General features: G+C 62.5%; 17 protein-coding genes. 6 read left to right on the plus strand and 11 right to left on the minus strand.

All coding sequences use genetic code 11. From position 1 onward, the window contains the following. The first annotated feature begins 157 nt into the window (after positions 1-157). Positions 158-937, plus strand: coding sequence for a nucleoside triphosphate pyrophosphohydrolase (mazG, locus tag J2W40_RS03155; RefSeq protein ID WP_310221966.1), 780 nt, complete (start codon positions 158-160; stop codon positions 935-937). A gap of 4 nt (positions 938-941) precedes the next feature. Here the strand turns inward: mazG and hflX are convergent, their stop codons facing one another. From hflX to dusB, 7 genes are all read right to left on the minus strand, one after another. Further along, the gene (gene hflX, locus J2W40_RS03160; protein WP_310221967.1) at positions 942-2276 is read right to left on the minus strand and encodes a GTPase HflX; all 1335 of its coding nucleotides are present in this window, start codon (positions 2274-2276) and stop codon (positions 942-944) included. A 145-nt stretch (positions 2277-2421) separates the two neighbouring features. Further along, entirely contained in the window at positions 2422-2916 is a 495-nt protein-coding gene (gene hfq / locus J2W40_RS03165) for an RNA chaperone Hfq (RefSeq protein WP_310222215.1), read from the minus strand. 130 nt (positions 2917-3046) lie between these two features. Beyond that, the gene (gene ntrX / locus J2W40_RS03170) at positions 3047-4417 is read right to left on the minus strand and encodes a nitrogen assimilation response regulator NtrX (RefSeq protein WP_037474542.1); all 1371 of its coding nucleotides are present in this window, start codon (positions 4415-4417) and stop codon (positions 3047-3049) included. Beyond that, a complete protein-coding gene (locus J2W40_RS03175) occupies positions 4407-6677 on the minus strand; it encodes a sensor histidine kinase (RefSeq protein ID WP_310221968.1) in 2271 nt (756 codons plus the stop codon). Before J2W40_RS03175 ends, ntrX begins: the two co-directional genes overlap by 11 nt. Positions 6678-6788: 111 nt before the next feature. Next, positions 6789-8234: a nitrogen regulation protein NR(I) gene (gene ntrC, locus J2W40_RS03180; RefSeq protein ID WP_310221969.1), complete on the minus strand. Its 1446-nt coding sequence runs from the start codon at positions 8232-8234 to the stop codon at positions 6789-6791. Next, positions 8234-9343 carry a two-component system sensor histidine kinase NtrB gene (locus J2W40_RS03185; protein WP_310221970.1) on the minus strand — a complete coding sequence of 370 codons (1110 nt, stop codon included), beginning with the start codon at positions 9341-9343 and terminating at the stop codon, positions 8234-8236. The genes ntrC and J2W40_RS03185 overlap by 1 nt, the downstream gene beginning before the upstream one ends. Continuing rightward, entirely contained in the window at positions 9340-10362 is a 1023-nt protein-coding gene (gene dusB / locus J2W40_RS03190; RefSeq protein ID WP_069066705.1) for a tRNA dihydrouridine synthase DusB, read from the minus strand. Before dusB ends, J2W40_RS03185 begins: the two co-directional genes overlap by 4 nt. A 110-nt stretch (positions 10363-10472) precedes the next feature. Between dusB and J2W40_RS03195 the strand changes: the two genes are divergently transcribed. Together J2W40_RS03195 and J2W40_RS03200 are read left to right on the plus strand one after the other, a co-directional pair. Then, positions 10473-11642 carry a bifunctional 2-C-methyl-D-erythritol 4-phosphate cytidylyltransferase/2-C-methyl-D-erythritol 2,4-cyclodiphosphate synthase gene (locus tag J2W40_RS03195; protein WP_310221971.1) on the plus strand — a complete coding sequence of 390 codons (1170 nt, stop codon included), beginning with the start codon at positions 10473-10475 and terminating at the stop codon, positions 11640-11642. Positions 11643-11646: 4 nt separating this feature from the next. Next, positions 11647-12165 (plus strand): CinA family protein, encoded by a 519-nt coding sequence (locus J2W40_RS03200; protein WP_069066707.1) that lies wholly within the window; start codon positions 11647-11649, stop codon positions 12163-12165. Here the strand turns inward: J2W40_RS03200 and J2W40_RS03205 are convergent. Further along, a complete protein-coding gene (locus J2W40_RS03205) occupies positions 12111-12587 on the minus strand; it encodes a type II toxin-antitoxin system RatA family toxin (RefSeq protein ID WP_037472214.1) in 477 nt (158 codons plus the stop codon). The genes J2W40_RS03200 and J2W40_RS03205 overlap by 55 nt on opposite strands. 7 nt (positions 12588-12594) lie before the next feature. After that, entirely contained in the window at positions 12595-13536 is a 942-nt protein-coding gene (lipA, locus tag J2W40_RS03210; RefSeq protein WP_037472212.1) for a lipoyl synthase, read from the minus strand. Between the two features lie 65 nt (positions 13537-13601). Here lipA and J2W40_RS03215 point away from each other — a divergent pair, with 65 nt between their 5' ends. Together J2W40_RS03215 and J2W40_RS03220 are read left to right on the plus strand one after the other, a co-directional pair. Continuing rightward, a complete protein-coding gene (locus J2W40_RS03215) occupies positions 13602-14240 on the plus strand; it encodes a carbonic anhydrase (protein ID WP_310222216.1) in 639 nt (212 codons plus the stop codon). Positions 14241-14253: 13 nt separating this feature from the next. Further along, entirely contained in the window at positions 14254-15069 is an 816-nt protein-coding gene (locus J2W40_RS03220; RefSeq protein WP_310221972.1) for an NYN domain-containing protein, read from the plus strand. A 184-nt stretch (positions 15070-15253) separates the two neighbouring features. On the opposite strand, the gene J2W40_RS03225 is transcribed toward J2W40_RS03220, so the two are convergent. Next, on the minus strand, positions 15254-16375 hold the full coding sequence (locus J2W40_RS03225; protein ID WP_310221973.1) for a 5-methyltetrahydropteroyltriglutamate--homocysteine S-methyltransferase: 1122 nt from the start codon (positions 16373-16375) through the stop codon (positions 15254-15256). A 23-nt stretch (positions 16376-16398) separates the two neighbouring features. Beyond that, positions 16399-18084, minus strand: coding sequence for an energy-dependent translational throttle protein EttA (ettA, locus tag J2W40_RS03230; RefSeq protein WP_037472204.1), 1686 nt, complete (start codon positions 18082-18084; stop codon positions 16399-16401). 102 nt (positions 18085-18186) lie between these two features. Here ettA and J2W40_RS03235 point away from each other — a divergent pair, with 102 nt between their 5' ends. Then, positions 18187-19560, plus strand: coding sequence for a M20/M25/M40 family metallo-hydrolase (locus J2W40_RS03235; protein WP_310221974.1), 1374 nt, complete (start codon positions 18187-18189; stop codon positions 19558-19560). Positions 19561-19691: the final 131 nt, after the last annotated feature.

Raw genomic sequence — 19691 nt, forward strand, 5'->3', positions numbered from 1 at the left:
CCCGATAGATTTTGCCATCGAGGGTGGGGCTCGCCCCACCCTCGATGAAATGCTACGCATCCCATGGATGTCGCGCTTCAAATCGAAACCACAGCTGGCCATAGTCCGGCACACATCCTATCGGCTGGATCAGCCTCTCCAACAGCCGGAACCGCCCATGTCCAAAGCCAGTCCCGCCGACATCATGCCGCTTGCCACCGTCATGGCGCGGCTACGCGATCCCGACACGGGCTGCCCATGGGACATCGCGCAGGATTTCGCCTCGATCGCGCCTTATACGATCGAGGAAGCCTATGAAGTCGCCGACGCCATCGAGCGCAACGACATGGCAGCACTCTGCGATGAACTGGGCGACCTGCTGCTGCAGGTGGCATTTCACAGCCGCATGGCCGAACAGGCCGGTCACTTCACGCTGCAGGATGTGATCGACGGGATCACCCAAAAGATGACCCGGCGGCATCCGCATGTCTTCGGGCAAAACGCACGGCGCGAAGACGGCCATGCCCAATGGGAGGCGATCAAGGCCGCCGAACGAGCCGAAAAGGAATCGGACCCCAGCGCGCTTGCCGGTGTGGCGAACGCCCTGCCCGCACTGCTTCGCGCCGAAAAGCTGCAGAAACGCGCGGCGCGAACTGGCTTCGACTGGCCCGATACGGTCGGCGTTATCGACAAGATCGTCGAGGAACTGGACGAGGTTCGCGCCGCGACCACGCAGGCCGACCGTACCGAGGAAATCGGCGACCTGTTGTTCGCCGTCGTCAACCTCGCACGTCATCTGAAGGTCGACCCGGAAGCCGCCCTGCGCGCTGGCAATGCCAAGTTCGATCGCCGCTTCCGCGCGATGGAGCAGCAGGCTGGAGCCGACTTCGCCGCCCTCTCGCTGGAAGCGAAGGAAGACCTATGGCAGCAAGCCAAGCGGCAGGAGAAAACGCCCTAAGCGACTACGCCTCGCCGCGCTTCCCAAACCGCGCAAAGGCCGCATCGGATAGCCGCACCTCGACGCGACTCTCCTCCTCTTCCACATCCGTAGACAGCACTTCGCCATGTTCGTGGAGCCAGGCCATCGCCGCGCCGTCAGACACGGGAATGCGCAGGCCATAGACCTTCGCGCCCGTGGTCATATGATCGCTGATCATGCGTTGAAGCTGCTCCATCCCCTCCCCGGTCAGCGCCGACAGGATCGCCACATCATCGCGCCGCGCCGCCGTTTCGCGCGCCAACACTGCGGCGTCGGCATCCAGCAAATCCAGCTTGTTCCACGCCTCGATGATCAGCGGCGCTGGCGGTTCGCCCTCAGCCCGTTCCAGCGCGGCTTCGCCTGCAACGCCCAGTTCGCCAAGCACATCCAGCACATCATCGCGCTGCGCATCGCTATCGGGATGGGCGATGTCGCGAACATGGACGATCAAGTCAGCCGACAGCACTTCTTCCAGTGTGGCGCGAAAGGCCGCGATCAACTGGGTCGGCAGATCGGACACAAAGCCGACCGTGTCCGACAGGATAGCTTTGTCTAACCCCGGCAAAGCAATCTGGCGCATCGTCGGGTCGAGCGTGGCGAACAGCAAATCCTGCGCCATGACGTCAGCCCCGGTCATCCGGTTGAACAGCGTCGATTTCCCCGCATTGGTATAGCCCACCAGCGCGATCACCGGCCAGGGCGCGCGCTGCCGCCGGGCGCGATGCAGCCCGCGCGTGCGCGTCACCTGATCCAGTTCCTTGCGGATCTTCGCCATGCGATCACGGATCATGCGGCGATCCGCTTCGATCTGGGTTTCGCCCGGACCACCCAGAAAGCCGAAGCCGCCGCGCTGCCGCTCCAAATGGGTCCAACTGCGCACCAGCCGCCCGGCCTGATAATCAAGATGCGCCAGTTCGACCTGCAGCCGCCCTTCATTGGTCGCCGCCCGTTCGCCAAAGATTTCCAGGATCAGCCCGGTTCGGTCGATCACCTTGGCCTCGCACGCCTTTTCCAAATTGCTCTGCTGGACCGGCGACAGGCTATTATCGACGATGATGAGGTCGGCCTCTTCCTGCCGGGCTAGTGTGGCGATCTGATCGACCTGGCCACTACCGAACAGCGTGGCGGGCTTGCGATCCCGCACCCGGAACGCCTGCGCCGCGCGCACATCAATGCCGATCGCCAAGGCCAAGCCGCGCGCTTCCTCCAGCCGGGCGTCGCTATCGCGCCGATCGCCGCCATGGGTTTCGGCATGAACGACGACAGCGCGCGCGCCGCGCGCCACTTCATCTTCGGAATCGCGATTGAATATGGCCATGGAAGTTTAACGCCTCAAAACACAGGACGCTCCCGAACAGACATATGCCCGGTCCAGCGAAGGAATGGGGCAACGGCCTGCGCGGGAGCGCATAGATTATTATTCAATGAAATGCGGACGGCGCGTGCGTTCCGCGCAGGGTAGGTCAATCGTCCTGTTCATTCTCGCCGGTCAGGTCGAGCGCATGGAGCGGCTGGACCGTCGAAATGGCGTGCTTGTAGACGAGTTGCACCATGCCATCGCGTTCCAGCAACATGCAGAACAGGTCGAACGCAGCGATTTCACCCTGCAGCATGACGCCGTTGACCAGGAACATCGTCACCGGGCTGCCCGATTTACGGACGGCCGACAGGAAGATTTCCTGGAGCAGCTTGGCCTTGCCATTGCCTTCGCTCGCCTTGCGCAGGTCGGAAAGGTCCATCGGCTGCGCTGGCATGACGGTCGAAATGGCATGCTTGTAGACAAGCTGCGACTGGCCATCGCGGCGCAGCAGCACGGAAAAATTGTCGAACCAGGTGATGATGCCTTGCAGCTTGACGCCCTTGACCAGGAACATGGTCACCGGGGTCTTGCTCTTGCGCAGGCTGTTGAGGAAAATATCCTGCAAATTGTTCATTTTGTCGGCCATGGTCGTCGCCAGTCCTTTATTCTTGGCGGGACGTTACCCGCTCGTGCGCCCTTAAGCAGGGTGTCTTGCTTGCCCCCGCTTGTCGGAGGCGCAACGATCGTATCGCAATTGCGAACAGTCGTCCATGGGGAATGGCGCGCGCCTATTCCTTGTCGTCGGTGATCCCCAACAGCTTCAATTTCCGGTGCAATGCCGAGCGTTCCATGCCGATGAAGGTCGCGGTGCGCGAGATATTGCCCGAAAAACGGCGGATCTGGATGCGCAGATATTCCCGCTCGAAGCTCTCGCGTGCCTCCCGCAGCGGCGCGCCCATGATCGCGGACTGGCCCATCCCCTCCCCGCCACCACCGCTGGTCAATTCAGGCGGCAGCATGTCGAGTTCGATCCGGCCGATCCGGTCGCCCGGTGCCAGGATCATCGTGCGTTCGATGACGTTGCGCAACTGGCGGACATTGCCCGGCCATTCATTGGCCTGCAGCGCGGCCATCGCATCGCTCGCCATTTCCGGCGGCGGCACGCGCCGCTCTGCGGCGAAGCGGGCGAGATAATGTTCGACCAGCGGCGGAATGTCATCACGCCGTTCGGACAATGGCGGAATGGCGAGCGGCACGACGTTGAGTCGATAGAAAAGATCTTCGCGAAACCGCCGTTCCTCGATCTCGCCCGCCAGGTCGCGCGCCGTGGACGAAATAACCCGCACATCAACCTTCACATGGCGCTGGCCGCCAACGCGCGTGAAACTCTGGTCGGTCAGCACGCGCAAGATCTTGCCCTGCGTGGTGATCGGCATGTCGGCGACTTCATCGATATAGAGCGTGCCGCCATGCGCCTGCTCCAGGAAGCCGGGGCGGACGAGGCCGCTCTGGTCCTCCAGCCCGAACAATTCCTCCTCGACCCGGTCGGGGTCCATGCGCGCGGCCGCAACGATGATGAAGGGCGAGTCGGCTCGCCCGCTCCAGCTATGCAGCATCCGTGCGGCAATTTCCTTGCCGACGCCCGCTGGCCCCGAAATCAGCACGCGGCTGCCAGTGCCCGCCACCTTCTTGATCGTGGCGCGCACGCCGTTGATCGACGCGGAACTGCCGGTCAGCTCGTCATCCTGCCCGAACCGCGCGCGCAGCACCTGATTCTCGCGCCGCAACCGCTCGGTCTCGGTCGCACGCGATACAAGGTGCAGCAGCCGGTCGGCCTCGAACGGCTTTTCGATGAAGTCTGCCGCGCCTTTACGGATCGCGGCGACCGCCGTGTCGATATTGCCATGACCTGAAATCATCAGCACCGGGATGGTCGGATCGCGCCGCTTGATCTCGTCCAGCAGTTCTAGGCCGTCCATCCGCGACCCCTGCAACCAGACGTCGAGCAGGACGAGCGAAGGGCGGCGGGCGTCCAGCGCCTCGATCGCGGCGTCGGCATTGCCGGCGGTGCGGGCGGTAAAGCCCTCATCCTCCAGAACACCCGCGACCAGATCGCGAATATCCTCTTCATCGTCGACTATCAGAATATCAAGCGCCATTGGCCGTCACTTTTCCCGTCAAATTACCCTGGGGCATGGCGATTACCTGCCCCTCTTCCAGTCGTTCCAACGCACCTGCGGCAAACCGCAATGTCACGCGCGCACCGCCACCCTGCGCATCGTCAAAGCGGATTTCCCCCAGATGCTCCTCCACAATCTTCTTGACGATGGCCAGGCCCAGACCCGTCCCCTTGGTCCGCGTCGTCATATAGGGTTCCAATATGCGGTCCCGTTCAGGCGGCAGCCCAATACCGTCATCGCTGACCGTGATGATCAGCCCGTCGCCCTCGCCCGCCAGCGTCATGCGGACATGACCGCGCGGACTGCCATCGTCAGGAATCGGCTTGGGTTCAATGGCTTCCACCGCATTCTTGACGATATTTGTCAGTGCCTGCGCCAACTGCCGCCGGTCGCAGACCAGTTCCAGATCGGGTTGATCTGTATGAAATTCGAAGCGGATCGCCGGATGCGCGACTTCGTGCAGGAACAGGGAGTGGCGCGCAATGTCGGCCACCGCCTCGCGCCGGAACACGGGCTTGGGCATCCGCGCGAAGGAAGAAAATTCGTCCACGATGCGGCGCAAATCGCCAACCTGCCGGACGATCGTGCTGGTCAGCCGGGTGAAGGTCGGCCGGTCGCTGGTGATTTCCTCAGCATAGCGGCGCTGGAGCCGCTCGGCCGCCAGTTGGATCGGCGTCAGCGGGTTCTTGATCTCATGCGCGATCCGGCGCGCGACATCGGACCAGGCGGCCCGGCGCTGATCGGACAATTGCTGGGTGATATCATCGAAGGTCAGAATATGGCGCGACGCATCTTCCGATCGCTTGACCGCCAACGTCCGCAGGTCGCCATGCGCGCGCACCTGCACGATCCCGGCACCGTCGCCGGACGCAATAAAGTCCGCCAGTTCAGGCGATACGTCAGCCAGCGTGCGCCCGACCGGATCATCGCCCTCCTCTACCAGGATCGCCGCCGCCGAACGATTGAGCAACTGAATGTCGCCGCCCCGGTCTACAGACAGGACACCTGCGCTCACGCCTGACAGGATGGCCTCGATAAAGGCGCGGCGTTCGTCGAGTTGGCTGTTGGCCCCAACCAGCGCGCCGGTCTGCGCCTCCAGCCGCTGCGTCATACGGTTGAAGGCGGCGGCCAGCGTGCCGATCTCGTCGCGGCTTTGCAGGTTGGTGACGCGCGCTGACAGATCGCCCGCGGTGATACGCCGGGCCGCCGTCACCAGTTCATTCACTGGCCGCACCATCCAGTCCGCCACAGCCAGCGCAATATAGACCGCAATGCCAACCAGCAGCAGCGATCCCACGAACAGCGCAACGTTGAACCGCAACTGCAACGCACGCGACTGCGCGGCAAACAGGTCATAGTCGGCAATCACCATCTTCGCCCGTTCGGCATTGGAAAAGGACGAACTGCCCGCGTTGCGCGTCACGTAGAGATAGATTTTAGAGCCAGGATAGAGCAGCGTCACCGCCTCAATCTGGTTCTGCTTGGCCTGCACCACGACATTTTCACCCGCCGCCAACCGCTTGGTGACTTCGGGCGTCAATATCTCGGATGCCGGGCGATTGTCCGGTTCGACCGTCGCGGCCGTCCGCGCGACGCCATCCTTGCCCACCTCGATGATGGACGCGCGGTTGAGTTTGCGCGTTACCACCTGAAAGATGAACCCTTCGGCAAAGCGCGGGCTGGAGACATCGGACTGGGTCAGATAGTCGCGCAGATCGTCCGCCATGGTGACGGTTTCATCGCTGACCTCGCGCAAATTCTGCTCATAATAGCCGCGCGCCAGGTCGCTCGCATTTTGCAGCATCCCGCGCGCGCTGTCCGACGCCCAGAATTGCACGCCATATTGAAACAGCAGCGATGCGAAGATCACCACCAGCAGCATCGGCACGCTGGCCGCGATCGAGAAGATGGCGACCAGGCGGACATGCAACTGCCCGTCGCTGCCGATCGCAGATTGCGCCGCGCGCCGCTTGGCCACGCGCCGCCCCAGCAGCATCAGCAAGGCAATGGCCGGCACCAGATTGGCAACCAGCAGCAAGGCGACGATAGGCGGGGTAAGCAGGTCGCCGGACGACGCGCTGCCGCCCGACAGCAATTGATAGGTCAGCCCCGCCACGCCTAGAAACAGCGCCAGCGTGACAATCTCGACCAGCGCAGCCAGCCGCCCATTGCGCAGAAAAGGCGGCAATCGTCGGCGCCATATCAATGCCCGCCGGGAAACTGTGGGTGCGCCGCTCATAGTGGCTTTGTTACAACAAGGCCGTGCCCGATCAAACACAGTATTTGGTCCAAAAACCGTCGCTGGTCGATATGACCCGTCGGTTCGTCCCGAAAAATGCGGAGATACAGGTTAGTCGGCAAGGCGAAGCTGGAGCGGGTCCAGGCCATATTCAGTCAATTTCTTGCGCAACGTATTGCGGTTGATGCCGAGCAGCCCAGCCGCGCGAATCTGATTGCCGTCGACATTGGACAGCACTTCCTCCAGCAGAATCGGCTCGATCACCGCCAGCAGATCATCGTGCAGGCTGCGATTGCCCTGCCCCAGCCCGACACCTAACTGCCGCTTGGCCCAATCGCGCACGGCATGGGCCAGATGGTCGCCAGAAGCGGCATAGTCGGCGGGCACGGCGTCCATCGGCAGCATGTTGCGCAATATGTCGGCGGTGATGACATTTTCGCGGCTCAGCACCGACAGGCGCTGCATCATATTCTGCAATTCACGCACATTGCCCGGCCAGTGATAGGCCATCAGCAATTGGGCCGCGTCATCCGCCAGCGTCTTGCGCGGCAAGCCCTCCTGCGCCGCCCGCTCCAGAAAATGACGCGCGAGCAGGATCACATCATCGCTGCGTTCACGCAGTGCGGGCAAGGCGATCGGCACGACGTTCAGCCGGTAATAGAGATCCTGCCGAAAACGATTTTCCTCGATCAGCGGCGGCAGATCCTTGTTGGTCGCGGCGATGATGCGGACATTGACCCGCACTGGCTTGGACCCGCCCACCGTCGTCACCTCACCCGATTGCAGGACGCGCAGCAGCCGGGTCTGCGCCTCCATCGGCATGTCGCCAATCTCGTCGAGGAACAGCGTGCCGCCCTGTGCCTGTTCGAACTTGCCGGCAGTGCGCGCATGGGCGCCGGTAAAAGCGCCCTTCTCATAACCGAACAATTCCGCCTCGATCAGCTCACGCGGAATCGCCGCCATGTTGATCGCGATGAACGGCCGCGTGCGTCGCTGGCCCAGGCTGTGGATCGCCTCAGCCACCAACTCCTTGCCCGTGCCCGACTCGCCCAGCACCAGGATCGACAGGTCGTTGGAAAGCACCCGCGCGATGGTCCGATAGACTTCCTGCATCGCGGGCGACCGGCCGACCAGGGGCAGACCGTCATGCGGCAGGCCACCATCGCCCTCTTCTTCTGTCGCGCTCTCCCGCGTGCCCAGCGCATCGGCGACGGCACGGGTGAGTTCGTTCAAGTCAAACGGCTTGGGCAGATATTCGAACGCGCCCTTTTCGGTCGCGCGGATCGCCGTGTTGAGCGTGTTCTGCGCCGACAGGATGATGACATTCAGGTCCGGCCGACCGGCAATAATGTCCGCCACCCCCTCCAGCCCATCACCATCGGGGAGCATGACGTCCGTGATCAGGATGTCGGGCCGGAAACTCTCCATCAGCGTCGCCCGCTCGCGGATCGACGCAGCGGTCTTGACCTTATGCCCCTGCCGTCGCAGCGCTTCGCCCACCACCACACAGATGGCGGGATCGTCATCGACGACCAGAACGGACCCCGTCGCCGCCATCAGCCCATGCCCATCGGCAGGAGGATGCGGAACGTCGATTCGCCCGCCTGCGCATCGCGCGAATATTGGACGAAGCCGCTCATGTCGCGGACCAGCTTGTCGACCAGCGCCAGCCCCAGCCCCTGCCCATCCCGCTTGCCGGTGATGAAGGGGTTGAACAGATGGTCCAAAATATGTTCGGGAACGCCCGGTCCATTGTCCACCACGACGATCTCGATCGGCAGGACCGCACTCCCCTTGCCTCCACCCATCACCACGGACACGCCATGGCGAAAGGCCGTCTCGACGCGAATGGAGGGATTTTCGACCTGCTCCAGCGCCTCGGCCGAATTTTTGAGCAGGTTGATCATCACCTGCACCAACGCATCTTCATTGATGTTAGCAAATGGCAAGGATGGATCATAATGTTTTATGATCTTTACATTTTTTGCAAATCCCGCCGATGCAATCCCCGCCGCCCGGTCGATCAACGGATAGATATTGCCGGGGCGACATTCCAGCGTCCGGTCGGTCGTGAAATCCTGCATCCGGTCGATCAGCGCGGCGATGCGGTCGACCTCGTTGCAGATCAACTGGGTCAAACTGCTGTCCCGGCCGTCCTGCCCCGATTCCAGCAACTGGGCCGCGCCGCGTATCCCCGATAGCGGGTTCTTGATCTCATGCGCCAGGATTGCCGCCGCGCCCATGGCCGACCGCGCGCCGCCCGACGTGCCACGATGGCCGATCTTGCGTGCCTGGCTCTGCGCATGGAGCGACACGACCCGCCAGCCTTCATGGTCGATGATGGGGGAGATCATAAGATCGACCTCCATCTCGGCGGTGCGCCCGGCATGAACCTTGATGTCATAGGCGGCGATCGGCTTGTTGCTGTGCCAGATATCGAAGCGCGCGCCCGCCTCCGCAATACGGATGGTCCGCGCGACATCGCTGCCGATGATCGCCGACCGCGCCATGTTGAGTAACGTCTCGGCACTGACATTGGCTTCGGCAATGCTGTTGTCCGGCCGCACCAACAGGGTCGCGACCGGCAACGCCGTCATCTGGTCGCTGAGCGATGGTCCGTCCTGCTGCATGCGAAGCGGCGGGACGACCGTCATGGCAACGGTCATGCTGCCTGACGCATGGCGGTGGCATCCGCGCCGCTGGCGATCAGCGGCTCGTAGAAACCGGCAAGCATGTCGAGCACCTTCGCCGCGTCGGGTTCCTGGTTCACCGCATGGCGGAACTCAGCCGATCCGGTCAGTCCCTTGGTGTACCAACCGATATGCTTGCGCGCCATATTGACGCCGGTATGATTATCATAATGATCGAGCATCGCCTTATAATGGCCTATGATCGCATGATATTGTTCTTCCAGCGTGGGATCGGGGATACGCTCGCCCCGTTCCAGCCAGGCCATCACCTGCCCGATCAGCCAGGGGCGACCATAGGCACCGCGCCCGATCATCACGCCATCCGCGCCGCTCTGCTCCAACGCCATGTCGGCATCCTCGATCGAGCAGATGTCGCCATTGGCGATCACGGGCAGCTTCACCGCCTCCTTGACCGAGCGAATGAAGCCCCAATCGGCGCTGCCCTTATACATCTGGCACCGGGTCCGGCCATGGACGGTGATCAGCTTCGCGCCCAGATCCTCGGCAATATGCGCCAGTTCGGGCGCGTTGAGGCTGCTATGGTCCCAGCCCATCCGCATCTTCACCGTCACCGGCACGTCCACCGCCTCGACCGTCGCCTTGATCAGCGCAGCGGCTAGCGGCAGGTCGCGCATCAACGCGCTGCCTGCATCGCCATTGACGACCTTCTTGACCGGACAACCCATATTGATGTCGATGATCGCCGCGCCGCGATCCGCGTTCAGCTTGGCGGCCTCCGCCATTTCGGTCGGCGAACAGCCGGCCAATTGCATCGACACCGGTTCTTCCAGCGGGTGCCAGGCCGCCTTTTGCAGCGACTGGCGCGTCTCACGGATCATCGCGGCGGTCGCGATCATCTCGGTCACATTAAGGCCGCAGCCATAGCGGCGGACCAGTGTGCGGAACGGCATGTCGGTCACGCCCGTCATCGGCGCAAGAACGACCGGCGTGGCGATGGTGACCGGACCGATGGAGATGGGGGAAAGCCTGGACATAAACTCTGATGCTACTGCCTAAAAAACAGGCAGGCCATAGCCGAAATGGGAAGGGTCGGCAAGGGATGGGGTCTGGCGGCCCTCCCGGCACTCGGCTATGCGCTGGCCCCATGATAGACAACAGCAAGACCGTCGCCCTGATCGTCGCGGCGGGCCAGGGCAACCGGGCCGGTGGCGACACGCCCAAGCAATTTCGTCTGGTGGCGGGCAAGGCCGTGCTGGCCCATGCCTACGACGCGCTCGCGGCGCATGGCGGGATTGATGCGATCCATATCGTGCTGGGCGCAGGGCAGGAAAACACGGCCCGCAAGCTGCTGGGCGATCGCGTGGCCTCCTTCATCGAAGGCGCTGACAGCCGCCGCGGCTCCGTGCGCGCCGGGTTGGAGTCGATCGCAGCGACGGACGGCGCAGCACGGGTGTTGATCCATGACGCGGCTCGGCCGTTCCTGCCCGCCGCAGTGATCGACCGTTTGCTCGGCGTGCTGGACGATGCGCAGGGAGCGATCCCGGTGTTGCCGGTCGCCGATACGCTCGTGCGCGGCATGGATGGGTGCATGGCCGACGGCGTGCCCCGCGACGCACTGTTCCGGGTGCAGACCCCCCAGGCCTTCCGCTTCGACACGATCATCGCGGCGCACCGGAGTTGGGACATCGCCCGCGAAGCCACGGACGACGCTCAGATTTTACGCGCAACGGGCTATGACGTCATCCTGGTGGATGGCGATGAAGGACTGGAAAAATTGACCTATCCCCAGGATTTTGCCCGCGCCGAAGCGCGGCTTGCGCCCACCATGACGGCGCGCGTCGGCATGGGCTATGACGTCCACCGTCTGGCGGCGGACGAATTATTATGGCTGGGCGGCGTGCTGGTCCCGCATGATCGTGGCCTCGCCGGCCATAGCGACGCCGATGTCGCGCTCCACGCCATCGTCGATGCCCTGCTCGGCGCGCTGGCGGAAGGCGATATCGGCAGCCATTTTCCGCCCTCCGACGCGCAATGGCGCGGTGCCTCGTCCGATCGCTTCCTCGCCTATGCGGGCGATCGGGTGACGGCGCGCGGCGGGCGGATCGATCATGTCGATCTCACCATCATCTGCGAAGCGCCCAAGATCGGCCCGCATCGCGACGCCATGCGAACCCGCATCGCCACCATCCTCGCGGTGCCGATCGACCGGGTAAGCGTCAAGGCGACCACCACCGAGCGGCTGGGCTTTGCCGGGCGGCGCGAAGGTATTGCGGCGCAGGCGGTTGCCACCCTCTCCCTTCCCGCGCTATCCTGACACCATGCCCGACAACATCCTTCCCGCCGAACTCGTCGACCTCGCCGAGCGCGTCATCATCGCCAACCGGCGCGCAGGTCGCACCGTCGCCGTGGCAGAAAGCTGCACCGGCGGCCTCGTGTCGGCGGCGCTCACCGAGATCGCCGGATCATCCGACGTGTTCGAAGCAGGTTTCATCACCTATTCCAATGACATGAAGGTCGAACTTCTCAAAGTGTCTCAGGATGTGCTGGAAACCTTCGGCGCCGTCTCGATCGCCACCGCCTGGGCCATGGCCCAAGGCGCGCTCAAACAAAGCCACGCCCATGTCGCCGTCGCCATCACCGGGATCGCAGGACCAGGCGGCGGGACAGAACAGAAACCCGTCGGCACGGTCGTCTTTGCCCGCGCCGAACGCGGCGCGTCGGCGGACAAGGTCGTCGCCGACATGCGGCATTTCGGTGATACCGGCCGCGGCGGCGTCCGGCTTCAGGCGGCGCTATGCGCGCTCGAACTGCTGCTGCCCGAACCCTCGGCACCATAAAGCGCGGCGGCGCGCGTTTCGAATGCACCGATCATCTTGCGCAACGCCCGGTCGAACACCTGGCCCGCCAGCATTTCGAACAAGCGGTTCTTGAACTCGAACTCGACCTCGAAATCCACCAATACCCCGCCCTGCCCGTCATCGCGAAAGCGCCATTCGTTGTGCAGATGCTTGAGCGGCCCGTCCATATAATCGACCCGGACATGGTCCGGGCGATGCTTGTGAACGCGCGACGTGAAGCTTTCCTTGATCCCCTTGAAGCCCACGATCATGTCGGCAACCATGTCCGCTTCGCTGTCCGATCGCACACGGATCGCACTGACCCAGGGCAGAAATTCAGGATAGGCCGCGACATTGGACACCAGGTCGAACATCTGGGTCGGCGTGTAGGGCAGATGGCGGGTTTCGCTATGCTTGGGCATCGAGGGTTCAGGCCTTCACGGCCGCTTTGGCCAGCTTCGCTTCGCGCGCCGCCCGCATCTGCGCGAAATCCTCACCGGCATGATAGCTCGACCGGGTCAGCGGACTAGATGCAACCTGCAGGAAGCCCTTGGCCCGCGCGATCGCCGCATAGCTGTTGAACGCCGCCGGGGTGACGAACTCCATCACCTTGGTATGTTTGGGCGTGGGCTGCAGATATTGGCCCATCGTCAGGAAATCGATATCGGCCGACCGCATATCGTCCATCACCTGATGCACTTCCAGCCGCTCTTCGCCCAGGCCCAGCATGATGCCCGACTTGGTGAAGATTGACGGATCGAGCCGCTTGACCGACTCCAGCAATCGCAGCGACGCATAATAGCGCGCACCGGGCCGGATCGTCGGGTAGAGGCGCGGCACTGTCTCCAGATTATGGTTATAAACGTCCGGCCGCGCCGCGACGATCATCTCGACCGCCCGCTCATGCTTGTTGCGGAAGTCGGGGGTCAGTATCTCGATCGTCGTGTTGGGCGTCGTCCGGCGCAGCGCCTCGATCACCTTGACGAATTGCGACGCGCCGCCATCGGGCAGGTCATCGCGATCGACCGAGGTAATGACGATATGTTCCAGCCCCATTTCCGCCGACGCATCGGCCAGATTCTGCGGCTCGTTAACATCGACCTTGCGCGGCATGCCCGTCTTGACGTTGCAAAAGGCGCAGGCGCGGGTGCAGACATCGCCCAGGATCATGACGGTCGCATGTTTCTTCGACCAGCATTCGCCGATATTGGGACAGGCCGCTTCCTCACATACCGTCGCCAGCCCCTTGTCCCGCATCAGCTTGCGCGTCTCGTGATAGGCGGGGCTGGTCGGCGCCTTGACGCGGATCCAGTCAGGCTTGCGCATACGCTCCGGCTGGCCGGGCACGGGGATGGGGGCAATGTCGTTCATTGGCCCCAGATAGCGATGCAGGGCCGGTCTTGCCAGTGCTGATATTGTCGGGCACACCCCGTCGCATGACCGACTTTACCGACATGCTCGCAGGCTATCGCCGCTTCCGTGAAACCGGATGGGCGCAACAGCGCGGCCGATGGGATGAATTGAACGAAGGGCAAAGCCCCCGCGTCATGGTCATCGCCTGTTCCGACAGCCGCGTCGACCCGACCCAGATTTTCGACAGCAGCCCCGGCGAAATCTTCGTCGTCCGCAACGTCGCCGCCCTTGTGCCCCCGTTCGAAACCACGCCCGGCCATCATGGCGTATCGGCAGCGCTCGAATTTGCGGTGCAGGTGCTCAAAGTCGGCGAGATCGTCGTCATGGGCCATGGCAAATGCGGCGGCTGCAAGGTCGCGCTCAGCCATGATCTGAAAGATGCCGAGCCCGGCGAAGGCGGTTTCATCCATAATTGGATCGAACTGCTCGACGGTGCCCGCGAAACGGTAATCGCCACGCACGGCGAAGATAGTAGCCAGGATGCCGAACGTGCCATGGAATTGGAAGCGGTCAAGGTCAGCCTCGCCAACCTGCGCACCTTCCCCTGCGTCCGCTCCAAGGAGCGCAAGGGCGAATTGAAACTCGTCGGTGCCTTCTTCGCCATTTCCGATGGCCAGTTGCACGTCATGGACGAGCAAAGCGGCATTTTCGCGCCCGCCTGAAAGGACTGATAGCATGGCATCGACACGCGATGGCAGCGGCAATATCGCCCTGCTGATAGATGCCGACAATGCGTCCGCTGCGCATTTCGATCCGGTGATGACCGTCCTGGCCGAACTCGGCACGGTCAATATCCGCCGCGCCTATGGCAATTGGAGCAAGACCACGCTCAAGACCTGGGCTGCGCTCTCCGTCGCACAGGCGATCGAGCCGCAGCAGCAGTTCGATCTGACCAAAGGCAAGAACGCCACCGACATGAAGATGACGATCGACGCCATGGACCTGATGGCGTCGGGCCGCGTCGATGGCTTTGGCCTCATGTCGAGCGACAGCGACTTCACCCCGCTCGTCACCCGCATCCGGCAGCAGGGCATCCCGGTCTATGGCTTCGGCTCCGTTCAGACGCCCGAAGGCTTCCGTCGCGCCTGCACCCGCTTCATCGACGTCGCTGCGTTGGCAGCGGCCGAAGTGCCGTTGGCCAAGCCGGTCGCCAAGAAATCGCCATCGCCCGCCAGCAAATCGCCGCCAGCCGTCGAGAAAAGCGCGCCTGCAAAGGCCGACACAGCCAAAGCCGCGCCACCCGCCCCGGTGGCGAAGAAAGCCGTGGACGAGGAAGTCATCAAATTGCTGATCGACGCCTATGGATCGGTCACCCGCGACGAGCGGGGCTTCGTGCGGCTGGGATCGGTCGGCCAATTGGCCGGCAACCGCTCCAGCTTCGACGTGCGCAATTATGGCTATAAACGCCTGTCCGATCTGGTGCAGGACATCCCCAATTTCATCTCCGAAACGCGCGAAGGCGGGCAGGTCTGGATCAAGCGGGTCAATTGATCCGTCCGACGGAAAGCCGCTACGCTACTCACAATCCCAAAAAAAAGGCCGGTCTTCGCAAAGACCGGCCCGTAAAGTTTTAGGAGAGGATGCCTGAAAGGCACCCTCTTCCTGCATTGATAGCGGTATCATAACAAGTGCAAAGCGATGGTTTGCGGTTGCAAATGTTGCAACCGCAATAAAATTAGGCTTCGCCCCAGATGGCTTGTGCCGTCTGCACGACGAGTTCGAGCTTCGCCCGCTGTTCGTCTGGCGTGATCGCATTGCCCTCTTCGGTGGAGGCAAAGCCGCACTGTGGCGCGATACCGAGCTGATCGATGTCGGCATATTTCGCCGCTTCCTCGATCTGGCGCTTCAAGCCATCAATCGGCTCCAGATCGGGCACCTTGGTCGTGATGAAGCCGGGATAGACGCGCTGCTTGCCCTTGGCCAGGAACCGCAGCGGCTCCAGACCACCGGCGCGCTCGCTATCATATTCCATGAAGAACAGATCGACGCCGGTCTGATTGAAGATAGCATCGGCCGCCAGATCATAAGCCCCTTCGGCTGCCCAGGTGGAGCGGAAATTGCCGCGGCACATGTGCATCCCGATCAACATGTCGGCGGGGCGATCCTTGATCGCGTCCTGCATCATGCGGGCATAGGCCGTGATCAGCCAGTCAGGATCAATGCCTTCGGCCACCTTCTGCGCCCGATGCTTGGGATCGCAGAGATAAGCAAAGAAGATATCGTCCATCTGCAGATAGCGGCAACCCGCGTCGTAAAAAGCCTGAACCGCCTTGGCATATGTCGCGGACAAGTCCGCAAATAGCGCACCGAGATCGGCATATTCGGGGACGCGAATATCCTCCTTTGCGGTCCGAAAATGGCAGCAGCTTGGGCCAGGGATCGAAATTTTCGGCGTCACGCTGGTCGTTTTCGCTAGAAACCGGAAATGGTCGAGCATCGGATGGTCCGCGGGGAAGTCCAGCTTGCCCGTGATGACCGGAAAGGTCGGCCGCAATTTGACGCCATGAAATTGCGCGCCCTCTTCCGGGTCACGCTGTTCCAGATCGAAGCCGGTCAGCCCGCCCATGAAATCATAATGCCAGAAGGACCGGCGAATTTCGCCGTCGGTCACGACCTTGAGGCCCACGGATTCCTGCATCTTTACCGCTTCAACGATCCCGGCATCTTCGATGGCGGTCAATTCCGCGCGGGATATGCTGCCCTCTTCGAAAAACGCCTTTCGGGCAGCGGTAACGGCAGCAGGCCGCAGCAACGATCCGACATGGTCGGCGCAGAACGGAGGGGTGGAGTTGGTCATCGTCAAAAATCCGTGATGCGCGATTATCGGGTCAGCTTCTTATAGGCGAGGCGCGTGGGCCGGTCGGCCGCATCGCCCAGACGGCGGCGCTTATCCTCTTCATAGGCTTCGAAATTGCCTTCGAACCATTCGACATGGCTGTCGCCTTCGAACGCCAATATGTGGGTGGCAAGCCGATCGAGGAAGAAGCGGTCATGGCTGATGACCACGGCGCAACCCGCGAAATTCTCGATCGCCTCTTCCAGCGCACCCAGCGTTTCCACATCGAGATCGTTGGTCGGTTCGTCGAGCAGCAGCACGTTGCCGCCCTTTTTCAGCATCTTGGCGATGTGGACGCGGTTGCGCTCACCACCCGACAGCTTGCCGACATTCTTCTGCTGGTCCTGCCCCTTGAAGTTGAAGGCCCCCACATAGGCGCGCGTCGACATGTCATGGCCATTGACCTTCACATAATCGAGACCGTCGGAAATTTCCTCCCAGACATTCTTGCTGGGGTCGAGATGATCGCGGCTCTGATCGACATAGCCCAGCCGAACCGTCGTGCCGATATCAACCTCGCCGCTATCGGGCGTCTCCTGGCCTGTGATGATCTTGAACAGCGTGGATTTACCCGCGCCGTTCGGACCGATCACGCCGACGATGCCACCTGGCGGCAGCAGGAAGGACAGATCCTCGAACAGCAGCTTGTCGCCATAGGCCTTGCTGATGCCCTTGAACTCGATCACCTTGCCGCCCAGCCGCTCTGGCACCTGGATGACGATCTGCGCTTTGCCAGGCGAGCGGTTGTTCTGCCCTGCGACCAGTTCCTCGAACTTCTTGATACGCGCCTTGGACTTGGTCTGACGCCCCTTGGTCCCGGCCCGGATCCATTCCAGCTCGTCGTTGATCGCCTTCTGGCGGCCGGTGGCCTCCCGGTCCTCCTGCTCCAAACGCTTGGCCTTCTTCTCCAGATAGGTGGAGTAATTACCTTCATAGGGGAAATATTTGCCGCGATCGAGTTCGAGGATCCAGCCCACGACATTGTCGAGGAAGTAGCGGTCATGGGTGATCATCAGCACCGCGCCCGCATATTCCTTCAGGTGATTTTCCAGCCAGGTGACGCTTTCGGCATCCAGATGGTTGGTCGGTTCGTCCAGCAGCAGGATGTCGGGCTTCTGGATCAGCAGCCGGGTGAGCGCGATCCGCCGCTTTTCACCGCCCGACAGATTTTCGACCGACAGGTCGGATGGCGGACAGCGCAGCGCTTCCATCGCGATTTCGAGCTGATTGTCGAGCGTCCAGCCATCGACCGCGTCGATCTGCTCCTGCAACGTGCCCATTTCTTCCATCAGCGCGTCGAAATCGACGTCTTCTGGCGGATCGGCCATGATGTTGCTGATCTCGTTGAACCGGTCCATCTTGTCCGCAATCTCGCGGGCGCCGTCCTTGACGTTTTCCAGCACATTCTTGTTGGGGTCGAGCTGCGGCTCCTGCGCCAGATAGCCGACCGTGATATTCTCGCCCGGCCAGGCTTCACCCGAAAAATCGGTGTCGATTCCCGCCATGATCTTGATCAGGGTCGATTTACCCGCGCCGTTCGGCCCGACGATGCCGATCTTGGACCCGCGGTAAAATTGCAGGTTGATGTTGCTCAACACCGGCTTGGGCGCGCCGGGGAAGGTCTTGGTCATGCTCTTCATGACATAGGCATATTGCGAGGAGGCGGACATGGGTTCTGCAGCTCCGAATAAAGACAGAGAAAGGATTTGGCGCGGAGTTAGCGGAGGCGGGACGCATTGGCAAATGGGTGATGGCTCGCTACGCTCTCATCCATGCAGAAAATCCGATCGGGCACGCTGGCCGCCCTCCTCCTTGGCAGCGCTTTCACCCCCACCCTCTCCCTCGCTGCCCCGGCAGACAGCACCGCGATTCGCGAAGCGGCGCTCAAGGACGACATCGCCTGGGACTTTACCGAAGGCCTGACCACCGAAGTCGGGCCACGCCCGGCTGGCACGCCGCAGGAGGCGCGCGCGCGTGACTGGGCGGTTGCCAAGCTCAAGGCGCTGGGGTTCAGCAATGTGCGGGCCGAACCCTATACCATGCCGGTGTGGGTGCGCGGGCATGACGAAGCAAAGATCCTCTCGCCCTTCCCGCAAAATCTGGTGCTGGCGGCGCTTGGCAATAGCGGTTCGACCACGGACAAGGGGATTACCGGCGAAGTCGTCTATTTCCCGACCCTCGCCGATCTGGAAGCGGCCCCCGATGCGAGCCTGAAGGGCAAGATCGCCTTCGTCAGCCATGGCATGGAAGCAACGCAGGACGGCTCCTCCTACGGCTATTTCGGCGCAGCGCGTCGGCAGGGGCCGAGCATCGCGGCAAAGAAGGGCGCGATCGGCATCCTCATCCGCTCGATCGGCACCGACCATCACCGCATGCCCCATACCGGCGTTCAGATGTGGGCCGATGGCGTCACGCCGATCCCGGCCGCAGCGCTCTCCGTACCCGATGCCGAACAGCTCGCCCGCGTCATTGCGCGCGGACAGCCCGTGAAGCTGCACCTTACCCTGACATCGAAGATGCTCAAGGATCAGCCATCGGGCAATGTCATCGCCGAAATTCCCGGCAGCGATCCGGCGGCAGGCGTCGTCGTCGCGGCCTGCCATCTCGACAGCTGGGATCAGGGCACCGGCGCTATCGATGACGCCAGCGGCTGCGCCATTGCGGCGGCATCCGCCCTGCATGTCGCAAAAGCAGGACAGCCCCGTCGCACCATCCGCGTGCTGATGGCGGGCGCAGAGGAAGTCGGCGGTGACGGTGCGCGCGCTTATTTCAAAGCGCACGGTGCAGAAAAACATGCGCTGGCGATCGAGTCCGACTTCGGGGCAGATCGCGTATGGCGCGTCGATTTCAAGCTGCCGCAAGGGCATGAGGCGCTGGCTGCAAGCGTAGCGACGGCGCTGGCTCCTCTGGGCATTGGTGCCAGCAAGCAAGAGGCCGGCGGCGGCGCGGATATTGCGCCGCTGGTGCGGGCGGGCGTGCCGGTGATCGACCTGAAACAGGATGGCACGCGCTATTTCGACCTGCACCACACGCCCGACGATACGCTCGACAAGATTGACCCTGCGCAATTGCGCCAAAATGTCGCGGCATGGGCCGTCACACTGAACCTTATCGCCAATGCATCAGAATCCATGGGCGTTTACTGAACTTTTATTGTAGACAACACCCCGTCGCGTGATTCTGTCGCTTCACCGACGCAGAAAAGCATTGATTTGTGCAGCGCACACGTTAATGCGGGTCGCTCGCGTAGGGTCACATTATAAAGTGGCTGACGCGG

Source organism: Sphingobium xenophagum, assembly GCF_031457465.1.
GTDB lineage: Bacteria > Pseudomonadota > Alphaproteobacteria > Sphingomonadales > Sphingomonadaceae > Sphingobium > Sphingobium xenophagum_A.

Coding starts and splice junctions, on each gene's coding strand:
- J2W40_RS03185 (WP_310221970.1), bottom strand. CDS start 9,343: ATGACCGTTGCCATGACGGTCGTCCCGCCGCTTCGCATGCAGCAGGAC.
- dusB (WP_069066705.1), bottom strand. CDS start 10,362: ATGTCCAGGCTTTCCCCCATCTCCATCGGTCCGGTCACCATCGCCACG.
- J2W40_RS03175 (WP_310221968.1), bottom strand. CDS start 6,677: ATGAGCGGCGCACCCACAGTTTCCCGGCGGGCATTGATATGGCGCCGA.
- ettA (WP_037472204.1), bottom strand. CDS start 18,084: ATGTCCGCCTCCTCGCAATATGCCTATGTCATGAAGAGCATGACCAAG.
- J2W40_RS03195 (WP_310221971.1), top strand. CDS start 10,473: ATGATAGACAACAGCAAGACCGTCGCCCTGATCGTCGCGGCGGGCCAG.
- ntrC (WP_310221969.1), bottom strand. CDS start 8,234: ATGGCGGCGACGGGGTCCGTTCTGGTCGTCGATGACGATCCCGCCATC.
- lipA (WP_037472212.1), bottom strand. CDS start 13,536: ATGAACGACATTGCCCCCATCCCCGTGCCCGGCCAGCCGGAGCGTATG.
- ntrX (WP_037474542.1), bottom strand. CDS start 4,417: ATGGCGCTTGATATTCTGATAGTCGACGATGAAGAGGATATTCGCGAT.
- J2W40_RS03225 (WP_310221973.1), bottom strand. CDS start 16,375: ATGACCAACTCCACCCCTCCGTTCTGCGCCGACCATGTCGGATCGTTG.
- J2W40_RS03235 (WP_310221974.1), top strand. CDS start 18,187: ATGCAGAAAATCCGATCGGGCACGCTGGCCGCCCTCCTCCTTGGCAGC.
- J2W40_RS03200 (WP_069066707.1), top strand. CDS start 11,647: ATGCCCGACAACATCCTTCCCGCCGAACTCGTCGACCTCGCCGAGCGC.
- mazG (WP_310221966.1), top strand. CDS start 158: ATGTCCAAAGCCAGTCCCGCCGACATCATGCCGCTTGCCACCGTCATG.
- J2W40_RS03220 (WP_310221972.1), top strand. CDS start 14,254: ATGGCATCGACACGCGATGGCAGCGGCAATATCGCCCTGCTGATAGAT.
- J2W40_RS03205 (WP_037472214.1), bottom strand. CDS start 12,587: ATGCCCAAGCATAGCGAAACCCGCCATCTGCCCTACACGCCGACCCAG.
- hflX (WP_310221967.1), bottom strand. CDS start 2,276: ATGGCCATATTCAATCGCGATTCCGAAGATGAAGTGGCGCGCGGCGCG.
- J2W40_RS03215 (WP_310222216.1), top strand. CDS start 13,602: ATGACCGACTTTACCGACATGCTCGCAGGCTATCGCCGCTTCCGTGAA.